This window comes from Arthrobacter sp. 10T416, from assembly GCF_056394165.1.
On sequence record NZ_JBFTHI010000004.1, the window covers coordinates 105,765 to 122,204 of the forward strand.

The 16,440-nt window shown below is 67.7% G+C and carries 14 protein-coding genes; 12 read left to right on the plus strand and 2 right to left on the minus strand.

What is annotated here, in order from left to right; all coding sequences use genetic code 11:
* The first annotated feature begins 247 nt into the window (after positions 1 to 247).
* The 11 genes from AC1DBE_RS06920 (at position 248) to AC1DBE_RS06970 (ending at position 14,902) form a co-directional block, all read left to right on the plus strand.
* Positions 248 to 823: a helix-turn-helix domain-containing protein gene (locus AC1DBE_RS06920; RefSeq protein ID WP_476903594.1), complete on the plus strand. Its 576-nt coding sequence runs from the start codon at positions 248 to 250 to the stop codon at positions 821 to 823.
* A gap of 100 nt (positions 824 to 923) precedes the next feature.
* On the plus strand, positions 924 to 2,012 hold the full coding sequence (gene speB, locus AC1DBE_RS06925; RefSeq protein WP_476970034.1) for an agmatinase: 1,089 nt from the start codon (positions 924 to 926) through the stop codon (positions 2,010 to 2,012).
* Complete coding sequence (locus AC1DBE_RS06930; protein ID WP_476970035.1) at positions 2,009 to 3,673, plus strand: thiamine pyrophosphate-binding protein; 1,665 nt, start codon at positions 2,009 to 2,011, stop codon at positions 3,671 to 3,673. The genes speB and AC1DBE_RS06930 overlap by 4 nt, the downstream gene beginning before the upstream one ends.
* A 154-nt stretch (positions 3,674 to 3,827) precedes the next feature.
* Positions 3,828 to 4,313, plus strand: a complete 486-nt coding sequence (locus AC1DBE_RS06935) for a MarR family winged helix-turn-helix transcriptional regulator (RefSeq protein WP_476878130.1) — start codon at positions 3,828 to 3,830, stop codon at positions 4,311 to 4,313.
* Between the two features lie 79 nt (positions 4,314 to 4,392).
* Positions 4,393 to 6,450 (plus strand): MFS transporter, encoded by a 2,058-nt coding sequence (locus tag AC1DBE_RS06940; RefSeq protein WP_476970103.1) that lies wholly within the window; start codon positions 4,393 to 4,395, stop codon positions 6,448 to 6,450.
* Between the two features lie 281 nt (positions 6,451 to 6,731).
* Entirely contained in the window at positions 6,732 to 8,465 is a 1,734-nt protein-coding gene (locus AC1DBE_RS06945; RefSeq protein WP_476970036.1) for an ABC transporter ATP-binding protein, read from the plus strand.
* Between the two features lie 128 nt (positions 8,466 to 8,593).
* Entirely contained in the window at positions 8,594 to 10,522 is a 1,929-nt protein-coding gene (locus AC1DBE_RS06950; protein WP_476878136.1) for an ABC transporter ATP-binding protein, read from the plus strand.
* A 53-nt stretch (positions 10,523 to 10,575) separates the two neighbouring features.
* On the plus strand, positions 10,576 to 11,007 hold the full coding sequence (locus AC1DBE_RS06955; protein WP_476970037.1) for an acyl-CoA thioesterase: 432 nt from the start codon (positions 10,576 to 10,578) through the stop codon (positions 11,005 to 11,007).
* 78 nt (positions 11,008 to 11,085) lie between these two features.
* Positions 11,086 to 11,337 carry a hypothetical protein gene (locus AC1DBE_RS06960; protein WP_476970038.1) on the plus strand — a complete coding sequence of 84 codons (252 nt, stop codon included), beginning with the start codon at positions 11,086 to 11,088 and terminating at the stop codon, positions 11,335 to 11,337.
* A 102-nt stretch (positions 11,338 to 11,439) separates the two neighbouring features.
* Positions 11,440 to 13,671 (plus strand): McrB family protein, encoded by a 2,232-nt coding sequence (locus tag AC1DBE_RS06965; RefSeq protein ID WP_476970039.1) that lies wholly within the window; start codon positions 11,440 to 11,442, stop codon positions 13,669 to 13,671.
* Positions 13,658 to 14,902 (plus strand): McrC family protein, encoded by a 1,245-nt coding sequence (locus AC1DBE_RS06970; protein ID WP_476970040.1) that lies wholly within the window; start codon positions 13,658 to 13,660, stop codon positions 14,900 to 14,902. Before AC1DBE_RS06965 ends, AC1DBE_RS06970 begins: the two co-directional genes overlap by 14 nt.
* A gap of 13 nt (positions 14,903 to 14,915) precedes the next feature.
* Here AC1DBE_RS06970 and AC1DBE_RS06975 read toward each other — a convergent pair whose 3' ends face one another.
* Positions 14,916 to 15,173, minus strand: a complete 258-nt coding sequence (locus AC1DBE_RS06975; protein ID WP_476878125.1) for a hypothetical protein — start codon at positions 15,171 to 15,173, stop codon at positions 14,916 to 14,918.
* A 234-nt stretch (positions 15,174 to 15,407) separates the two neighbouring features.
* On the opposite strand from AC1DBE_RS06975, the gene AC1DBE_RS06980 reads away from it, so the two are divergent.
* On the plus strand, positions 15,408 to 15,956 hold the full coding sequence (locus AC1DBE_RS06980; protein WP_476878134.1) for a TetR/AcrR family transcriptional regulator: 549 nt from the start codon (positions 15,408 to 15,410) through the stop codon (positions 15,954 to 15,956).
* Between the two features lie 28 nt (positions 15,957 to 15,984).
* Here AC1DBE_RS06980 and AC1DBE_RS06985 read toward each other — a convergent pair whose 3' ends face one another.
* Positions 15,985 to 16,407 carry a very short patch repair endonuclease gene (locus tag AC1DBE_RS06985; RefSeq protein WP_476970041.1) on the minus strand — a complete coding sequence of 141 codons (423 nt, stop codon included), beginning with the start codon at positions 16,405 to 16,407 and terminating at the stop codon, positions 15,985 to 15,987.
* Positions 16,408 to 16,440 lie beyond the last annotated feature (33 nt).

The window sequence follows — 16,440 nt, forward strand, 5'->3', positions numbered from 1 at the left end:
GCTGCCGGCCGGGCCGCAACGTTGCGGGCCGCCGTGGCTGCTTGACGGTAGAGTGCCGGAGGGCTCCGGAGGGGAACACCCGGTTCATTGCCTAATAGGCAACACTTGTTGCCAAACAGTAGGGTGTGACGTCGGTAACAGTCAAGGTGTTACGACGGCGTGTCCGGCCTGCCGCTCCAGCGCGTGTCTCCAGTTAGGATTGGCTCCAACGCTGGGGCCGCGCGGCCGGCCGTGAAAGGTTTCCCTCATGAAGGCTCTACCCGTAGAACCGAGCAATGCGCCCGTTGCCATCGGTTCCAGGATCCGCGCCGCCCGGCAGTCGCAGCGGCTCACCATCGAACAGGTCGCGGACGCCACCGGGCTGACCAAGGGATTCCTCAGCAGGGTCGAACGGGACCTCACCTCCCCGTCGGTGAGTTCGCTGGTCACCCTCTGCCAGGTGCTCTCCATCTCGATCGGGGACCTCTTTGCCGCCCCGGAAACCCACCTGACCAAAAAGGGCGACGGTCCCCGGATCTCGCTTGGCGGCGAGGGGATCGTCGAACGGCTCCTCACTGCGCGCTCCGAGCGCCGGGTCCAGATTATCCAGGCCGTCATCGAGCCGCAGGGCCGCGGCGAGTCCGAGCTCTACGCCGTCGACTGCGATGTCGACGTCCTTCATGTGGTCAAGGGCAGTATCCGGCTGATCCTGACCAATGAGGAGTTCGAGCTGGAAACCGGCGATACGGTCACTTTCCCGGGCCGGGAGCCGCACACGTGGATCAATCCCACTAACGAGCCGGTCGAGGTGCTTTGGGTGCTGGTCCCCGCCGCCAGCCAGTAGGGGCCGGCCGCCAGAAGGTAAACATTTGATGCGCGACGGGCAACTTCGAGTGTATGATGACAGTCACACCAGTCGGACAACCCTCGAAGGAGACGCCCTCTTGGAAGAGCTGCGCATCGAAGCCAACGGCAACCTTGGCCCCATCGATTCCTCCCGCATCCCGCGCTACGCCGGCGCCGCCACCTACGCCCGCCTGCCGCGCCTGGACCAGGTGGCAAAGGCCGACGTCACGGTGGTCGGCGTCCCGTTCGACTCGGGGGTCTCCTACCGTCCCGGCGCGCGTTTCGGCGCCAACCACGTCCGTGAGGCCAGCCGTCTGCTCCGGCCCTACAACCCGGCCTGGGACGTCAGCCCGTTCGAGAACATCCAGGTTGCCGACGCCGGGGACATGGCCGTCAACCCGTTCAACATCAACGAGGCCATCGAGACCATCCAGCAGAACGCCCTGGACCTCACCGCCGCCGGCAGCAAGCTGCTGACCCTGGGCGGGGACCACACCATCGCCCTGCCGCTGCTGCGCGCCGCCGCCGAACGTGCCGGCGCCCCCGTGGCCATGCTCCACTTCGACGCCCACCTGGACACCTGGGACACGTACTTCGGCGCCGAATACACCCACGGCACCCCGTTCCGGCGTGCCGTCGAGGAAGGCATCCTGGACACCGAGGCGATCAGCCACATCGGCACCCGCGGCCCGCTGTACGGCAAGAAGGACCTCGACGACGACCACCGTTTCGGCTTCGGGATCGTCACCTCCGCCGACGTCTACTACCAGGGCGTCCTGGAAACCGTGGCCAAGGTCCGCGACCGGATCGGCAACCGCCCGCTGTACATCTCCGTGGACATCGACGTCCTCGACCCCGCCCACGCCCCGGGCACCGGAACCCCGGAAGCCGGCGGCCTCACCAGCCGCGAGCTGCTGGAGATCATCCGCGGCTTCCGCGGGATGAACCTGGTGGGGGCCGACGTCGTCGAGGTCGCTCCGGCGTACGACCACGCGGAAATCACTGGGGTGGCCGCCAGCCATGTCGCCTACGAACTGGTCACCCTGATGGCTGACAACGCCGTCGACGGCGACCGGACCGGTGCGCCGAACGGCTATGCCGCCCAGGCCCTCGGCCGCGAGACCCGCCGTCCGGCAGGTTTCAGCGCGCCCGCTGCCCGTCCCGTCGAAGCCGGAGTCGCCCAGTGAGCGGCGTGCGCAACGGCGGCGACCTCGTCGTCGAGACCCTCGAGGCGCTCGGCGCCAAAACCGTCTTCGGCATCCCGGGCCAGCACGCGCTGGGCCTGTTCGATGCGATGGGCCGCGGGAACCTGCACTTCGTCTCCTCGCGGGTGGAAAACAACTCAGCTTTCGCAGCAGACGGCTACTCCCGCGCCACAGGCGAGGTGGGGGTCCTCTTCCTCTCCACCGGCCCCGGCGCCCTGACCTCCCTGGCCGGACTGCAGGAGGCCTACGCCACCGGGGTGCCCATGGTGGTGGTGGCCAGCCAGATTCCGCTCGAAGGCCTGGGCGCGCGGCGCAAGGGCATGCTGCACCAGCTCGATGACCAGAAGGCCTCGGCCGCCAACGTCACCAAGAGCCAGCGGCTGATCCAGCACGCCTCCGGGATCCCCTCGGCCATCCAGGACGCCTGGACCGAGGCCATCTCCTCGCCGCAGGGCCCCGTCTGGCTCGAGATCCCGCAGAACGTCCTGCTGGATCCGATCATGGTCCCGCCGGTGGAGGACGCGCTCGCCGAAGCCGCAGACAACCCGCCCCGCGTGGAGCTCGTCCGCGAAGCCGTCACCTGGCTCTCGGAGGCCAAGCGCCCGGCCATCATCGCCGGCGGCGGCACCCGCCGCGGCCGGGCCGAGAAGTCCCTGCTGTCCATCGCCGAAAAGCTCCGCGCCCCGGTGATCTGCACGCCCGGCGGCAACGGCGCCTTCCCCTGGAACCATGACCTCTCGCTCCAGTCCTGGATCGAGGACCAGTACATGACCGAGCTGCTCGAGGACGCGGACGTGCTGATCGTCATCGGATCCTCGCTGGGCGAAGTCACCTCCAACTACTTCACCTTCGAACCGCGCGGCCGGATCATCCAGATCGACGCCGAACCCCGGGTGCTCGAATCCAACCGGCCGGGCCTGGGTATCCGCGCCGACGCGGGCCAGGCGCTGGCAGCCCTCGACGCGGCCCTGACGGAACCGCACGGCGAGCGCGCGGACTGGCACGGCAGCACCCCCGAGGACCTGGTCAAGGACACCCTGGGCAAGGTCACGGCACGCCTGGAATCCCAGGACCTCGGCAAAGAGCTGAAGTTCATGGCCGACATCCGCGAGGCCGTCCCTGCCCACATGCAGACCTTCTGGGACATGACCATTTCCGCCTACTGGGGCTGGTCCTGCTGGGACGCCCGCGAGGGCCAGTTCCACTCCGCCCAGGGCGCCGGCGGCCTGGGCTTCGGCTTCCCGGCCGCCATCGGCGGGGCCGTAGGCCTGGAGACCACGGCCACCTCCGGCGGGTCCGCCCGGGTCCTCGCCGTCTCCGGCGACGGCTCGGCCATGTACTCCATCTCCGAGCTGGCCACCGCCAAGCAGCACAACGTCCCGGTCACCTGGCTGATCGTCGACGACGGCGGGTATGGCATCCTGCGCGAATACATGGTGGGCGCCTTCGGCAAGGCCACCGCCACCGAACTCGCCCGCCCGGACTTCGTGAAACTGGCCGAGGCCTTCGGGGTCCCGGCCGTGCGGGTGGCCCCGGAGGATGTCGGGGGTGCCTTGGCGGCCGGGTTCGCTGCTGACGGCCCCAACGTCGTCGTCGTCGAAACCCTCCTGAAGATGTTCGCGCCCACCCACCTGGACGTGTAGGCACCAGCACCCCGTCCGCCTCAGGCCCCGAATCCGCCCGGATTCGGGGCCTGAGGCGTTTCCGGACCCTCTCCTGCCCGCTTCTTAGTTTCCCAAAGCAATCAATTTAAGGTATTGTTGCTTCGGGCAAGCAAATAAGGGGGCGTACCCACATATGTCAGTCGCGTCGACTACTGCGGCCAATCTGGTCCACCACATCTTTGACCTCCAACGCGCCGTCCGGTGCGTTGCTGCGGCGAACCTCCGCGGCGACGAAACCGGCGTCGCGCTCCAAGGCGTCCTGCGCTTTGTGGGGGAGGGCGAAACCCGGGCCACGCAGCTTGCGGAGCGGCTCGGCGTCAGCGCTCCCGTGCTCAGCCGGCACCTCGCCGAACTGGTCGACCACGGCTACGTGGTCCGACGGCCCGACCCCGAGGACGGCCGGGCGCAGCTGATCGCGCTCTCGCCGTCCGGGATCGAGAAACTCCGTTCCATCGAGGCGCAGCGTGCAGCCGCCCTGCAGGTCTTCCTGCAGGACTGGAGCGAGGACGACGTCGAAGAGACCGCACGCACCCTGAAAAAACTAGCTGAATCCCTACGGAGTTCAGCCCGGGCAAAGACGGCCGGATCCACCGACACGACCACCTTTGTTGAGGAGTAAATCAATGGCCAGCCACGCTGCCGCCGCCGGAATTCCCCCGGCACCCACCCCGAACCCGCACCCGGCACCCCAGGTGGCCATGAGCCACCGGCAGATCATGGAAGCCCTGACCGGCCTGCTCGCGGCGTTCTTCACCGCCATCATCAGCAGCACCATCGTCGCCAACGCGCTGCCCACCATCATGTCCGAGCTCAAGGGCACCCAGACCGACTTCGCCTGGGTCATCACCGCCGCGCTCCTGGCCAACGCCGCCACCACCCCCATCTGGGGCAAGCTGGCGGACCTCTTCGACAAGAAGTTCCTGGTCCAGCTGAGCATCGTGATTTTCGTGGCCGGCTCGGTCATGGCCGGTCTTTCGGAGACCATTCCGCTGCTGCTGACGGCCCGCGTCATCCAGGGCGTCGCGATGGGCGGCCTCACGGCTCTGGCCCAGGCGATCATGGGATCGATGATTCCGCCCCGCGACCGCGGCAAGTACTCCGGCTACATGGGCGCCGTCATGGCGGTCGGCACCGCCGGCGGCCCGCTCCTTGGCGGGTTCATCGTGGACAGCCCGCTCGGCTGGCGCTGGACGTTCTTCGTCTGCGTGCCCCTGGCCGTCATCGCCCTGATCCTGCTCCAGATCACCCTGAAGCTGCCGCACGTCAAGCGCCCGGCCAAGATCGACTGGCTCGGCTCCATCCTGCTGACCTCCGGCGTCAGCCTCCTGCTGATCTGGGTATCCTTCGCCGGCAACCCGGACTACTACGACTGGTGGTCCTGGCAGACCGCCGCGATGGTGGGCGGCGGCATCGTCCTCCTTGGCCTGCTGGTCCTGGTCGAGTCCCGTGTGGCGCAGCCCATCATCCCGCTCAAGATCATCTCCGAGCGCACCACCGCGCTCTCCATCCTGGCCTCCGTGGCCGTGGGCGTCGCCATGTTCGGCTCCTCCGCATTCCTCGGCCAGTACTTCCAGGTGGCCCGCGGCGCCAGCCCCACCGAGGCCGGCCTGCTGACCCTTCCCATGATCGCCGGCAACCTCATCGGCTCAGTGCTCTCCGGCCAGCTGATCAGCCGCACCGGCAAGTGGAAGCGCTACCTGATCGCCGGCTCCATCCTGCTGATCGGCGGCCTCGGCCTCGCCGGCACCATCGACCACACCACCGAGCTCTGGCTGACCGGCATCTACACCGCCGTGCTGGGCCTTGGCCTGGGCCTGCTGATGCAGAACCTCGTGCTGGCCGTGCAGAACACCGTCCGGGCCACCGACATCGGTACCGCCAGCGCCTCGGTTGCGTTCTTCCGCTCGGTCGGCGGCGCCGCGGGTGTCTCGGTGCTCGGCGCCGTCCTGGGCAACCGCGTCAAAACCCTCGCCACCGAGGGCCTGGCCGCCGCCGGGATTCCGGTCAAGGGCGGCTCGGCCGGGGCCAGCATGGACCTCAAGGACCTGCCGCCGCGGATCCGCGACATCATGCGCGCCGCCTACGGTGACGCCACCGCGGAGATCTTCCTGATCTCGGCCATCATCGGTGTGGTCGCCCTGATCGCCGTGCTGTTCATCAAAGAGAAGCCGCTGCGCCGCACGGTGGATCTCCAGCCGGAGTCGTCGGCGGCCGCCGCGGCCTCCGCGTCCGTCACCGGTTCGGGCGCCGACGTCGACGCCGGGGCAGCAGCCCACGCCGTCGTCGCCGGCCGGGACGCGGGCTCCGCCACGGACGAGCCGGCCACCGGCATCGTCGACCTGGACCGTGAGTTCATCGAGGTCCTCAGCCGGCAGCGGACCGCCGAATCACGCTTCCCGGACGCCGCCCGACTCGGCCAGGACCACCGTCCGTCCGCTGAAGGGGAGGCCAGGAACGAGCGCGAAGGTGCCCGGCTCCGGGCCCGGACCCTGGTGGCCGAGGCCCGCGCCGACGACGCTGACATCGTGCCCCTGCTGGTCCAGACCCAGCGGCTGCTCGCCGAGCAGCAGCTCCAGCTCGCCGAGGCGCTCCGCGCCGTCCACGAGCAGGCTGCCGAGCAGCGGGCCATCGCCGCCGAGCAGGCCCGGGTCAGCGATGAACTCACCAGGCTGCGCCGCCAGCTCGCCAAGGAGCGCAAACTGCAGCGTGCCGCGGCCGACTACATCGCCACCCACGCCCGCCACCGCGGCGAGTAGGCAGGCACACCACCACCAGCGGCCCCGCAGCTCCCGATCCAAGGGGGCCGCGGGGCCGCTGTCTGCCGCCAGGGCCCGCTTCGGGCACTCTTTCCAGAGCCGCAGCGGCCACCTCCTAAAACGATTGGATGACATTCGTTCCCGGAGGTTCCGCCCCGGCGGCGGATTTCGTAGAGTAGGACAGCCGACGCTGTCGGCCCCTCCTGCTAATACTTTCCTTGTTCCTCTCCTGCCATTTTTCTCTTCTGCGCTACACAAACCCTTCCGAAGGACCCGCGGGCATGCTTGTCACCCTTATACGGCGCTATTCCAAGCCGTACCTGCCGTATATTGCGGCCGTTGTCGTCTTCCAACTGGCCTCCACCATTGCGGCCCTCTACCTGCCAAGCCTGAACGCCCAGATCATCGACGAGGGCGTCTCCCGCGGCGACACTGACTACATCTGGCGGACCGGCGGGCTGATGCTCGCGGTGGCGCTGGTCCAGGTTGTCACGGCGATCGCCGGTGTCTACTTCGGGTCCAAGGCCGCGATGGCCTTCGGCCGGGACCTGCGCCGCGGGGTGTTCCGCAAGGTCAGCAGCTTCTCCGCCCGCGACGTGAACGTCTTCGGCGCACCCACCCTGATCACCCGCGGCACCAACGACGTCCAGCAGGTCCAGATGCTGATGCTCATGGGGCTGAACTTCATGGTGGCCACCCCCATCATGTGCATCGGCGGCATCGTGATGGCCCTCCGCGAGGACCTCAACCTGTCCTGGCTGGTCTGGGTCTCCGTGCCGCTCCTGGTGGTGGTGGTCGGTTACCTCGTGGTCCGCCTGATGCCGCTCTTCCGTTCCATGCAGGCCAAGATCGACCGGCTCAACGGCATCCTGCGCGAACAGATCATCGGCATCCGCGTGGTCCGTGCCTTCGTGCGCGAACCCCACGAGGCGGACCGTTTCGGCGGCGCCAACAAGGAACTCACCGACGTGTCGCTGAAAATCGGCTCCCTGTTTGTGCTGATGTTCCCGGCGATCGGCATGATCCTGCACGTTTCCACCGCCGCGGTCCTCTGGTTCGGTGGCCAGCGGGTGGACGCCGGGGAGATGCAGGTGGGGTCCCTGACCGCGTTCCTGCAGTACCTGCTGCAGATCCTGATGGCCGTGATGATGGGGACGTTTATGGCCATGATGATCCCGCGTGCCTCGGTATGCGCGGACCGCATCGGCGAGGTGCTCGACGTCGAACCCTCCATCCACGAACCGCTCAGCCCCGAGGCGCCCGCCGCCAAGACCGGCCGGGTGGAGTTCCGCAACGTCTCCTTTGCCTACCCCGGTGCCGAGGCGCCGGTCCTCAGCGACATCAGCTTCACCGCCGAACCCGGCCAGACCGTGGCGATCATCGGGTCCACCGGCGCCGGCAAAACCACCCTGCTGGCGCTCCTGCCCCGGCTCTTCGACGCCGCCTCCGGCGAGGTCCTGCTCGACGGCGTCCCGGTGACCCGGCTCGACCGCGCCGAGATCACCGGACGCGTGGCGATGGTTCCGCAGCGGCCCTACCTGTTCTCCGGCACCATCGAGCACAACCTGCGGTTCGGCAAGCCCGAAGCCACCGACCAGGACCTCTGGGCCGCCCTCACGGTCGCCCAGGCCGCGGACTTCGTCCGTGAAAAGAAGAACGGGCTCGAGTCCCGGATCGCGCAGGGCGGCACCAACGTCTCCGGCGGGCAGCGCCAGCGCCTGTGCATCGCCCGCGCCCTCGTCACCGAACCCAAGGTCTTCCTGTTCGACGACTCCTTCTCGGCCCTGGACGTCGCCACCGACGCCCGGCTCCGTCGGGCGCTCAAAGCCAAAACCGCGGACGCCACCGTCATCATCGTGGGCCAGCGCGTCTCCACGATTGCGGACGCGGACCAGATCCTGGTCCTGGACAAGGGCCGGATCGTGGACCGCGGAACCCACGAGGAGCTCCTGGAGAGCTCCAGCACCTATCAGGAAATCGTCGAATCCCAGCTGACCGCGGAGGCCATCGCGTGAGCACCAACGAAAAGCTCAGCCCCGAACTGGCTGCCAAGACCCCGCACGACGCCGCCGCGGCGCCCGACGACGCGTCCGACGACGACTTCTACGAAGAGGAATTCACCCCCGGCGAGGCCGACGGCGGGATGTTCGGTGTGCCCGCCAAGAAGGCCCAGCACTTCTGGCCGTCGGCGAAACGGCTGATGGGCCTGCTGAAGCCCGAGCGCGCCGGCATCGTCACCGTCCTGGCCATGGTCACCGTCGCCGTCGTCCTCAACGTCATCGCCCCGCGCATCCTCGGCCAGGCCATGGACGTGATCTTCGGCGGCGTGGTGGGCAAACAGCTCCCGGCCGGCGTCACCAAGGACCAGTTCATCGCCGGGCTGCGTACCCAGGGCCAGGACAACTTCGCGGACATGCTGTCCCGGATGGACGTCGTTCCCGGCGTCGGCATCGACTTCCAGAAGCTCGCGTTCCTGATCAGCGTGGTCCTGGTGATGTATTTCGTCGCCAACATCTTCCTCTGGCTGCAGGGCTACGTCCTGAACGTGCTCGTGATGCGTGTGGTCCGCAGGCTGCGCGATGACACCGAGAAGAAGCTCAACAAGCTCCCGCTGAACTACTTCGACACCCGCCAGCGCGGGGACATCCTTTCCCGCGTCACCAACGACGTCGATAACATCCAGCAGGCCCTGCAGCAGGCGTTCGCGCAGCTGGTGAACTCGGCCCTGACCGTGCTCGGCATCGTGATCATGATGTTCATCGTGTCCTGGCAGCTGGCCCTGATCGCCCTGATCGCGCTCCCGCTCTCGGGCGTCGCGGCAGGCATCATCGGCGCCCGCAGCCAGAAGCTCTTCGCCGCGCAGTGGAAGAACACCGGCGAACTGAACGGCCAGATCGAGGAATCGTTCTCCGGCCACGACCTCGTCCGGGTGTTCGGCCGCGACGCCGACATGCTGGCCCGTTTCGACGAGCGCAACGAGGAACTCTACAAGGCCAGCTTCGGTGCCCAGTTCGTCTCCGGCATGATCATGCCGGTCATGCAGTTCGTCTCCTACCTCAGCTACGTGGGCATCGCCGTGGTCGGCGGCCTGCGGGTGGCCTCGGGCGGCATGAGCCTGGGCGATGCGACCGCGTTCATCCAGTACTCCCGCGAATTCACCCAGCCCCTGGGACAGATGGCCGGTATGGCCAACATGCTGCAGTCCGGCGTGGCCTCGGCCGAGCGGGTCTTCGAATTCCTCGACGCCGACGAACAGGACGCCGAAACGGCCACCGAACACCTGCCGGCCAAAACCGACGGGCACGTCGAGTTCCGGAACGTCACCTTCAGCTACACCCCGGACAAGCCGCTGATCGAGGACCTCTCCTTCACCGCCGAACCGGGCCACACCGTCGCGATCGTCGGTCCCACCGGGGCCGGCAAGACCACCCTGGTGAACCTGGTGATGCGCTTCTACGAGCTCAACGCAGGCAGCATCACCCTCGACGGCGTCGACATCACCAGGCTCAGCCGCTCCGAACTGCGTTCCAAAGTCGGTATGGTCCTGCAGGATGCGTGGCTGTTCGGCGGCACCATTTACGAGAACATCCGCTACGGCAAGCTGGACGCCACCGAGGACCAGATCATGGCCGCAGCGAAGGCCACCTTCGTGGACCGCTTCGTCCGGGCCCTGCCGGAGGGCTACAACACGGTCATCGACGAGGAAGGCAACAACGTCAGCGCCGGTGAGAAGCAGCTGATCACCATTGCCCGGGCGTTCGTGGCCAACCCCTCGCTGCTGATCCTGGATGAGGCCACCAGCTCGGTCGACACCCGCACCGAGGTCCTGGTCCAGAAGGCCATGGCCGCGCTGCGCACCGAGCGGACCAGCTTCGTGATCGCCCACCGCCTCTCCACCATCCGCGACGCCGACACCATCCTGGTGATGGAGTCCGGGCGCATCGTGGAGCAGGGCGGCCACGCACAGCTGCTCGAGCTGCAGGGTGCCTACTACCGGCTGTACATGTCCCAGTTCGCCGGGGAGGACGCCGAGGCGTCCGTCCTGGAGGACCCGACGGCGGTCCACAGCTGAGCGCCGCCGTGGCCGGGGCGGACGGGCCGCGCCGCCTCGAGGTGAAGGTGCCGATGCGCTGGGGCGATATGGACGCGTACGGGCACATCAACAACGTGCAGCTCGTCCGGATCCTGGAGGAGGCGCGCATCGCCGCCTTCGGGCCGCCCCGCGGGGCTGGCCTGCCCGGGATCGAACCCGAGGTGTCGCTCTTCAACGATGTGCCGGAGGGGACGCTGGCGCTGGTGGTCGAGCACCGGATCCGGTACGTCCGGACCCTGGAGTACCGCAACATCCCGGCCGTGGTCCAGCTCTGGGTCGGCGCGGTCAAGGGCGCCAGCTTCGACATCCACTACCTCGTCCAGGACCCCGTCACCGGCGAGGACTGCGTCAAGGCCAGCAGCCACCTGGCCTTCGTGGACGAGGCCACGGGGCGCGTCCTGCGCCTGACCCCGGAACAGAAGGCCAAGCTCGCCCCGTTTATGGCCGCCCACCCGGCCCACTAGCCTCTACCTCGCCCCCGGGATCGGTCCTAGACTGAACGGGCCCGGGGGACTCCGGAGCGTCGAGAGCGAGGAGCAGCAATGATGGCCAAGCGAAGCAAGCCGCGGAAGAAGACCTGGAAAGAACTCTCGCCGATGGCCAAGATCGGCACCATCACGGCCGCCGTGGTCCAGATTTCCCTGCTGATTGCCGCCCAGCGGGATATCTCCCGCCGCCCCGCGGCCGAGATCCGCGGCAGCAAGGCGCTGTGGCGGGCCGCGACCCTGGTGAACTTTGTGGGCCCGGGCACGTATTTCACCTTCGGCGTCAAGCGCAGCCCGGCCGCCAAATAGGGGTCCGCACGGCCCGTCAGCCCCAAGGCGGCGGTCCTACTGCAGGGTAACTAGTGCCGCCCTTTTATGCCTTCGTTCAGCTTTAGCCTGTAAATTGAAGACATGACCCCATCGCCAAAGACCGCCATGCACCGCGCCCTCGGCATCTCCAAGGAGATCGAGGACGCGGCCTGGTTTGTACTCGGCGCCGGCCTGAACGGCCAGCCCTCTGCCCTGGACGGGCGCACCATGACGTGGACGGCCGAGGCCGCCGCCGAGTTGCTCGAACGCCTGGACAGCGGCGCCACGGACCCGAAGGCTCCCATGATGACCAACCTCCGGCAGAACCTGGAGGGCGCGTCCCGCGGGGCGAAGCAGCTGGCCGTGGAACTGCTCTTCCTGCAGTCCCTGCCGCTGGCGCACGAGGTGAAGTCGCTGAAGGTCAAAAGGGCCCGGGTCGCGGAGGCCGCGTCCTGGCTGGAGCCGCCCCTGGAACTGCCCGAGGAACTCTACGCCGGCATGACGGACCACGGGGTCATCCGGGACCGCACGGCGGAGTTCAACTGGACCATCTGGGACCACCTGAAGTGGCTCTGCCGCTTCGTGGCCCACGTCGACGCCCAGCCCACCGCCGTCGTCCAGGCCGCCGTCGCAGACCCCCTGGCCTTCCACGAACTCACCGCCGGCACTCCCGAAGACCAGCCCGCGATCCGGCGCAGCATTGAATTCCTGGTCTGGCCCGCATACTTCGAACCCGTAGTCGCCGACGTCGAACGCCAGGAAATCCGCGACGCGTTCGCGTCCCTGGTGGGCGGCGCCAAGGGGGACACGGACGAGGAAGTTTCGGCCGACATCCACCGGATCCGGCTGCACCTGGACGAGCAGGCCGGCCAGCGGATCGACTGGTACTCCCGGCAGCTGGTCAGCCAGTGGCGCAAGGTGGGCGACCCCGGCCGCCGGGCCTGGCTGCTGCGCAGCCACCACGACAACGCCGAACTGCTCGCCACCTGGCAGGAAGAGGAGGCGGTGACGCTCGACGTCGAACACCTCCGCCTGCTCGATCCCGGGGTGACCGCGGGCGTGGTCCAGCACGCCGTGGACGAGGACTACAAGCACCTCAGCTACGTGGAGCGCGAAGACACCAAAACGGCCGTCTTCGCCTTCCTGACCGTCATGAAACCGGGCGATCTCACGCTATACCAGCACTCCGGCACCGTCCGGGTGGGCGTGGTCCTCGGCGAGCCCGAGCACTACGAAGACAACCGGCGGCTGCGCCGCAAGGTCCGCTGGTTCGATGAGGTCCACTCGACGGCAGAACTGCCACGCCACGTACAGCGTCAGCTGGCCAGCTCGGGGCTGATCGTGGACGTCACCCGGGTCATCCAGGCGCTCGATACCCTTCTGCCCGCCGAAGCCGAGGCAGAGCCGGACGACGGCGCCGAGCCGGACGCCGTCGTCGAACCTCCCTGCGAGGGCTTCCGCCCGCTGACGGCCGAATTCGCCGCGTCCCTGCACATGGACCTCGAACCCCTTCAGGAAATCGCCGAACTGCTGGAGGAAAACCGCCAGCTGGTGCTCTATGGCCCTCCCGGCACCGGAAAGACCTACCTGGCCAAGCACCTCGCGGCCGAGCTGGCCGGCGATACCGGTGAGGAACGGGTCAAACTCGTCCAGTTCCACCCCTCCTACGCCTACGAGGACTTCTTCGAGGGGTACCGCCCGGACAAGACCGACGAAGGCCAGGTGTCCTTCAAGCTGGTCGCCGGACCGCTGCGCCGGCTGGCCGAGGAAGCCGCGAAACCGGGCAACGAGAGCAAGCCCTACTTCCTGATCATTGATGAGATGAACCGCGCCAACCTGGCGAAGGTCTTCGGCGAGCTGTACTTCCTGCTGGAATACCGCGACGACCGCATCTACCTGCAGTACAGCCCCACGGAGCCGTTCTCGCTGCCGGACAACCTGTACATCATCGGCACCATGAACACCGCCGATCGGTCCATCGCGATGATGGACGCCGCCATCCGACGCCGGTTCTCCTTCATCGAGCTGCACCCCAAGACGGAACCGGTGAAGGGCTCGCTGCTGCGCTTCCTGCAGGCCCGCGACCTGGACATCACCCCGGCGCTGCTGCTCGATGAGCTGAACAACGCCATCGACGAATGGGACCGAGACCTCATGATCGGGCCGTCCTACTTCATGAAGAAGGCCGCCCAGACCCCCACGGGCCTGCGCCGGATCTGGAAGTACGAGCTCATGCCGCTGCTGGAGGAGCACTACCACGGCCAGCTCAACCGCGCCCAGCTGGAAGAACGGTTCGGCCTGGAACAACTGCTGGGCCGGCTTGCGCGCGTCTAGTCCGGCCCTTCAGGGCTCCGTCCAGCACGTGGTGCTGGACGAGTTGTCCGGGGGAGTGGTGGAGCGGATCGATGCCGGCAGCGCCGCGTACATCAACGGCAGCGGACTGGCCAAGGCCTCGCCGCTGGGCATGGGCCTGTTCCGGATTGAACCCGTCGGGAAGGTCGGATCGGTGCGCACCCCGTCGGTGCAGCTCGAAGTGCGGCCCAAGGAGCGGCTCGGCCTCGGGCGGCTGCTGTTCCTGCTCGGCTACACCGAAAACCAGGGCTTCCGCGATGACGCCGTGGCCGCCGTCGAGGACGCGGACCTGTGGAGCGCCCTGGCCGAGTCGCTGGCCCAGCTCGCGGACCGGGCCCTGAGCCGCGGGGTGCTGCAGGGGTACCTGAACGTCGACGAGTCGCTGCGCACCGTAAAGGGCCGGATCCGGATGTCGGACCAGATCTCGCGCCGCCCCGGCATGCTGGTGCCCCTGGAGGTCTCCTACGACGAATTCACCGAGGACATCCCGGAGAACCGGATCCTGCGGGCCGCCCTGGAACGCATGTCCCAGGTCCCCGGCGTCCGGGCCGACGTGCTCAGCCGGCTGCGGCGGCTGAAGGGAAAGCTCGACGCCGTGACCCGCCTTCAGTCGGGCGCGCCCCTGCCGCCCTGGCGGGCCAGCCGGATGAACACCCGGTACCATCCGGCGCTGCGGCTCGCCGAGGTCATCCTACGGAACGCCTCGGCCGAAGCCGGCGACGGCAAGCAGCAGTCGGCGTCGTTTGTGGTGGACATGGCCAAAGTCTTCGAGGACTTCGTCGGCACCGCCCTGCGCGAGGCGATGGGCGCGTTCCCGGGCGAAATGCGGCTGCGGTACAACTCGATGCTGAACGAGGCCGTGCGCGACACCGACCGGATCATGGTGCAGCCGGGCGCGGTGCATTTGCTCGGCGGGCGGCCGGTGATGGTGTACGACGCGAAGTACAAGGCGGCGTCCGACGTCGGCGCCTCGCTCTCCGCCGACCACTACCGGATGCTGGCGTACTGCACCTCGCTGCGGGTTCCGACGGCCTGGCTTGTTTACGCCGGCGCGGGCGAGATCAAGCTGCGGCGGATCCTCAACACGGACATCGACGTGGTGGAGTTCCCGCTGGACCTGTCCCTGCCGCCGAAGGAGATCCTGGCCTCAGTGGCCGACCTCGCGCAGCAGTCCTGGGGCGAAGTTGTCCGCCAGGCGACCATCAGCCGCTGAGCGTTCTTCCGCGCTAGGCGATATTGTCCTGCGCCGCCGTGGAGACGGACAGCAGGTGATTCAGGAGTGCCTTTTCCGGCTCTCCGGGATTGTTTGCGACGTGCCAGCGTAGCTGCTCGCGAACCAAAGCCTCATCGGGCTTGGTCTCCTCGAGAATTGCCTCGATGATGGCGGAAACCTGGCGGCGCAGGGGCTCCAGATCCTCCTGAGTTTCAGGGGTCCGGGCAGCGTGCCGCGTGCGGGTCTCGGTAGACAACAACAGGTGTGGCATGGTGCATTCTCCTGCGGAGTTTGTAGTATCCCCACGTACTGACCAATAAGTGCTAGTCCCCGAGCTTCGATCTTAGCTCAGGTAGACCAGTCTGTCTCGTGTAGCGGTACGATATTTTCGATGTCTCTTTCAACCAATTCCCAGGCCGCATCACCACCGCCCCAACGCGCGGGCGGAGGCCATGCTCCTGCGTCCGGCAGCGGCACCGCCGCCGGTGGTGCCGAGACTACCGGGATCCGTGAGCGCATTCTGGATGTTGCCTACGAATTATTTTCGCGTCGTGGCGTGCGGGACGTCGGCATCAACGAGCTGATTAGCCGCTCCGGTGTGGCGAAAGCCAGCTTCTACCGCCACTTCGCATCCAAGGACGAGCTGGTACTCGCCTTCCTGGAGCGCCGCGACCGGCAATGGACGGTCGCCACCATCATTTCGGAGGCCCGACGGCGGGGCCTCACCCCGGAGGGCCGGCTGCTGGCCATCTTCGACGTCTTCGCCGACTGGTTCGCACGGGAGGACTTCGAGGCGTGCTCGTTCGTCAACATCCTGCTGGAGATGGGCCCCACCCACCCCCTGGGCCGGGCCAGCATCGACTACCTCGACAAGATCAGGGGCCACGTGCAGGAACTCGCCGAAGAGGCTGAGCTCAACGACCCGGATGGCTTCGCCCGGTCCTGGTACATCCTGATGAAGGGCGCGATCGTTGCTGCCGCGGGCGGAGACCGGGCCGCGGCCGGGCGTGCCCGGCATATGGCCGAGTGGCTGATCGCCCATCACCGGCGTTAGCGGGTGGCGGCGTTAGCGCCAGCCGGTGTCAGCGGATGAGGAAGCCGTCGAGCTGGTGCTCGAGGGCCGAGAGGTCCTTCAGCTCGCACTCCCACACGGTGAGCACCTGCCACCCGGCGCCTTCGAGCAGGCGGCGCTGTTCGGCGTCGCGGTTCCTGGTGCGGGTGCGTTTGGTATCCCAAAACTCGGCGTTGGATTTTGGTGCGTGCTGGCCCACCCGGCAGTCGTGGAAATGCCAGAAGCAGCCGTTGACGAAAATAACCTTCCGGCGGCCGGCGAAGACGAGGTCCGGGTTTCCGGGGAGCCTGCCACCGCTCGCTGTGCCGTGCAGCCGGTACCGGTAGCCCTTGGCGTGCAACATCCGGCGGACCAGGAGTTCGGGCTTGGTGTTCTTGCCGCGGATCCGGGACATGTTCCAGCTGCGCCGCTCAGGGGTCAGCTTGTCCGCCATGGTTCAAGTCTAGGCGGCAGGCATATGAACGTT

Excerpts from the sequence above, each read along its gene's own strand:
- AC1DBE_RS06945 (WP_476970036.1), top strand. The coding sequence starts at position 6,732 with ATGCTTGTCACCCTTATACGGCGCTATTCCAAGCCGTACCTGCCGTAT.
- AC1DBE_RS06950 (WP_476878136.1), top strand. The coding sequence starts at position 8,594 with ATGTTCGGTGTGCCCGCCAAGAAGGCCCAGCACTTCTGGCCGTCGGCG.
- AC1DBE_RS06965 (WP_476970039.1), top strand. The coding sequence starts at position 11,440 with ATGACCCCATCGCCAAAGACCGCCATGCACCGCGCCCTCGGCATCTCC.
- AC1DBE_RS06920 (WP_476903594.1), top strand. The coding sequence starts at position 248 with ATGAAGGCTCTACCCGTAGAACCGAGCAATGCGCCCGTTGCCATCGGT.
- AC1DBE_RS06955 (WP_476970037.1), top strand. The coding sequence starts at position 10,576 with ATGCGCTGGGGCGATATGGACGCGTACGGGCACATCAACAACGTGCAG.
- AC1DBE_RS06975 (WP_476878125.1), bottom strand. The coding sequence starts at position 15,173 with ATGCCACACCTGTTGTTGTCTACCGAGACCCGCACGCGGCACGCTGCC.
- AC1DBE_RS06935 (WP_476878130.1), top strand. The coding sequence starts at position 3,828 with ATGTCAGTCGCGTCGACTACTGCGGCCAATCTGGTCCACCACATCTTT.
- AC1DBE_RS06960 (WP_476970038.1), top strand. The coding sequence starts at position 11,086 with ATGATGGCCAAGCGAAGCAAGCCGCGGAAGAAGACCTGGAAAGAACTC.
- AC1DBE_RS06940 (WP_476970103.1), top strand. The coding sequence starts at position 4,393 with ATGAGCCACCGGCAGATCATGGAAGCCCTGACCGGCCTGCTCGCGGCG.
- AC1DBE_RS06985 (WP_476970041.1), bottom strand. The coding sequence starts at position 16,407 with ATGGCGGACAAGCTGACCCCTGAGCGGCGCAGCTGGAACATGTCCCGG.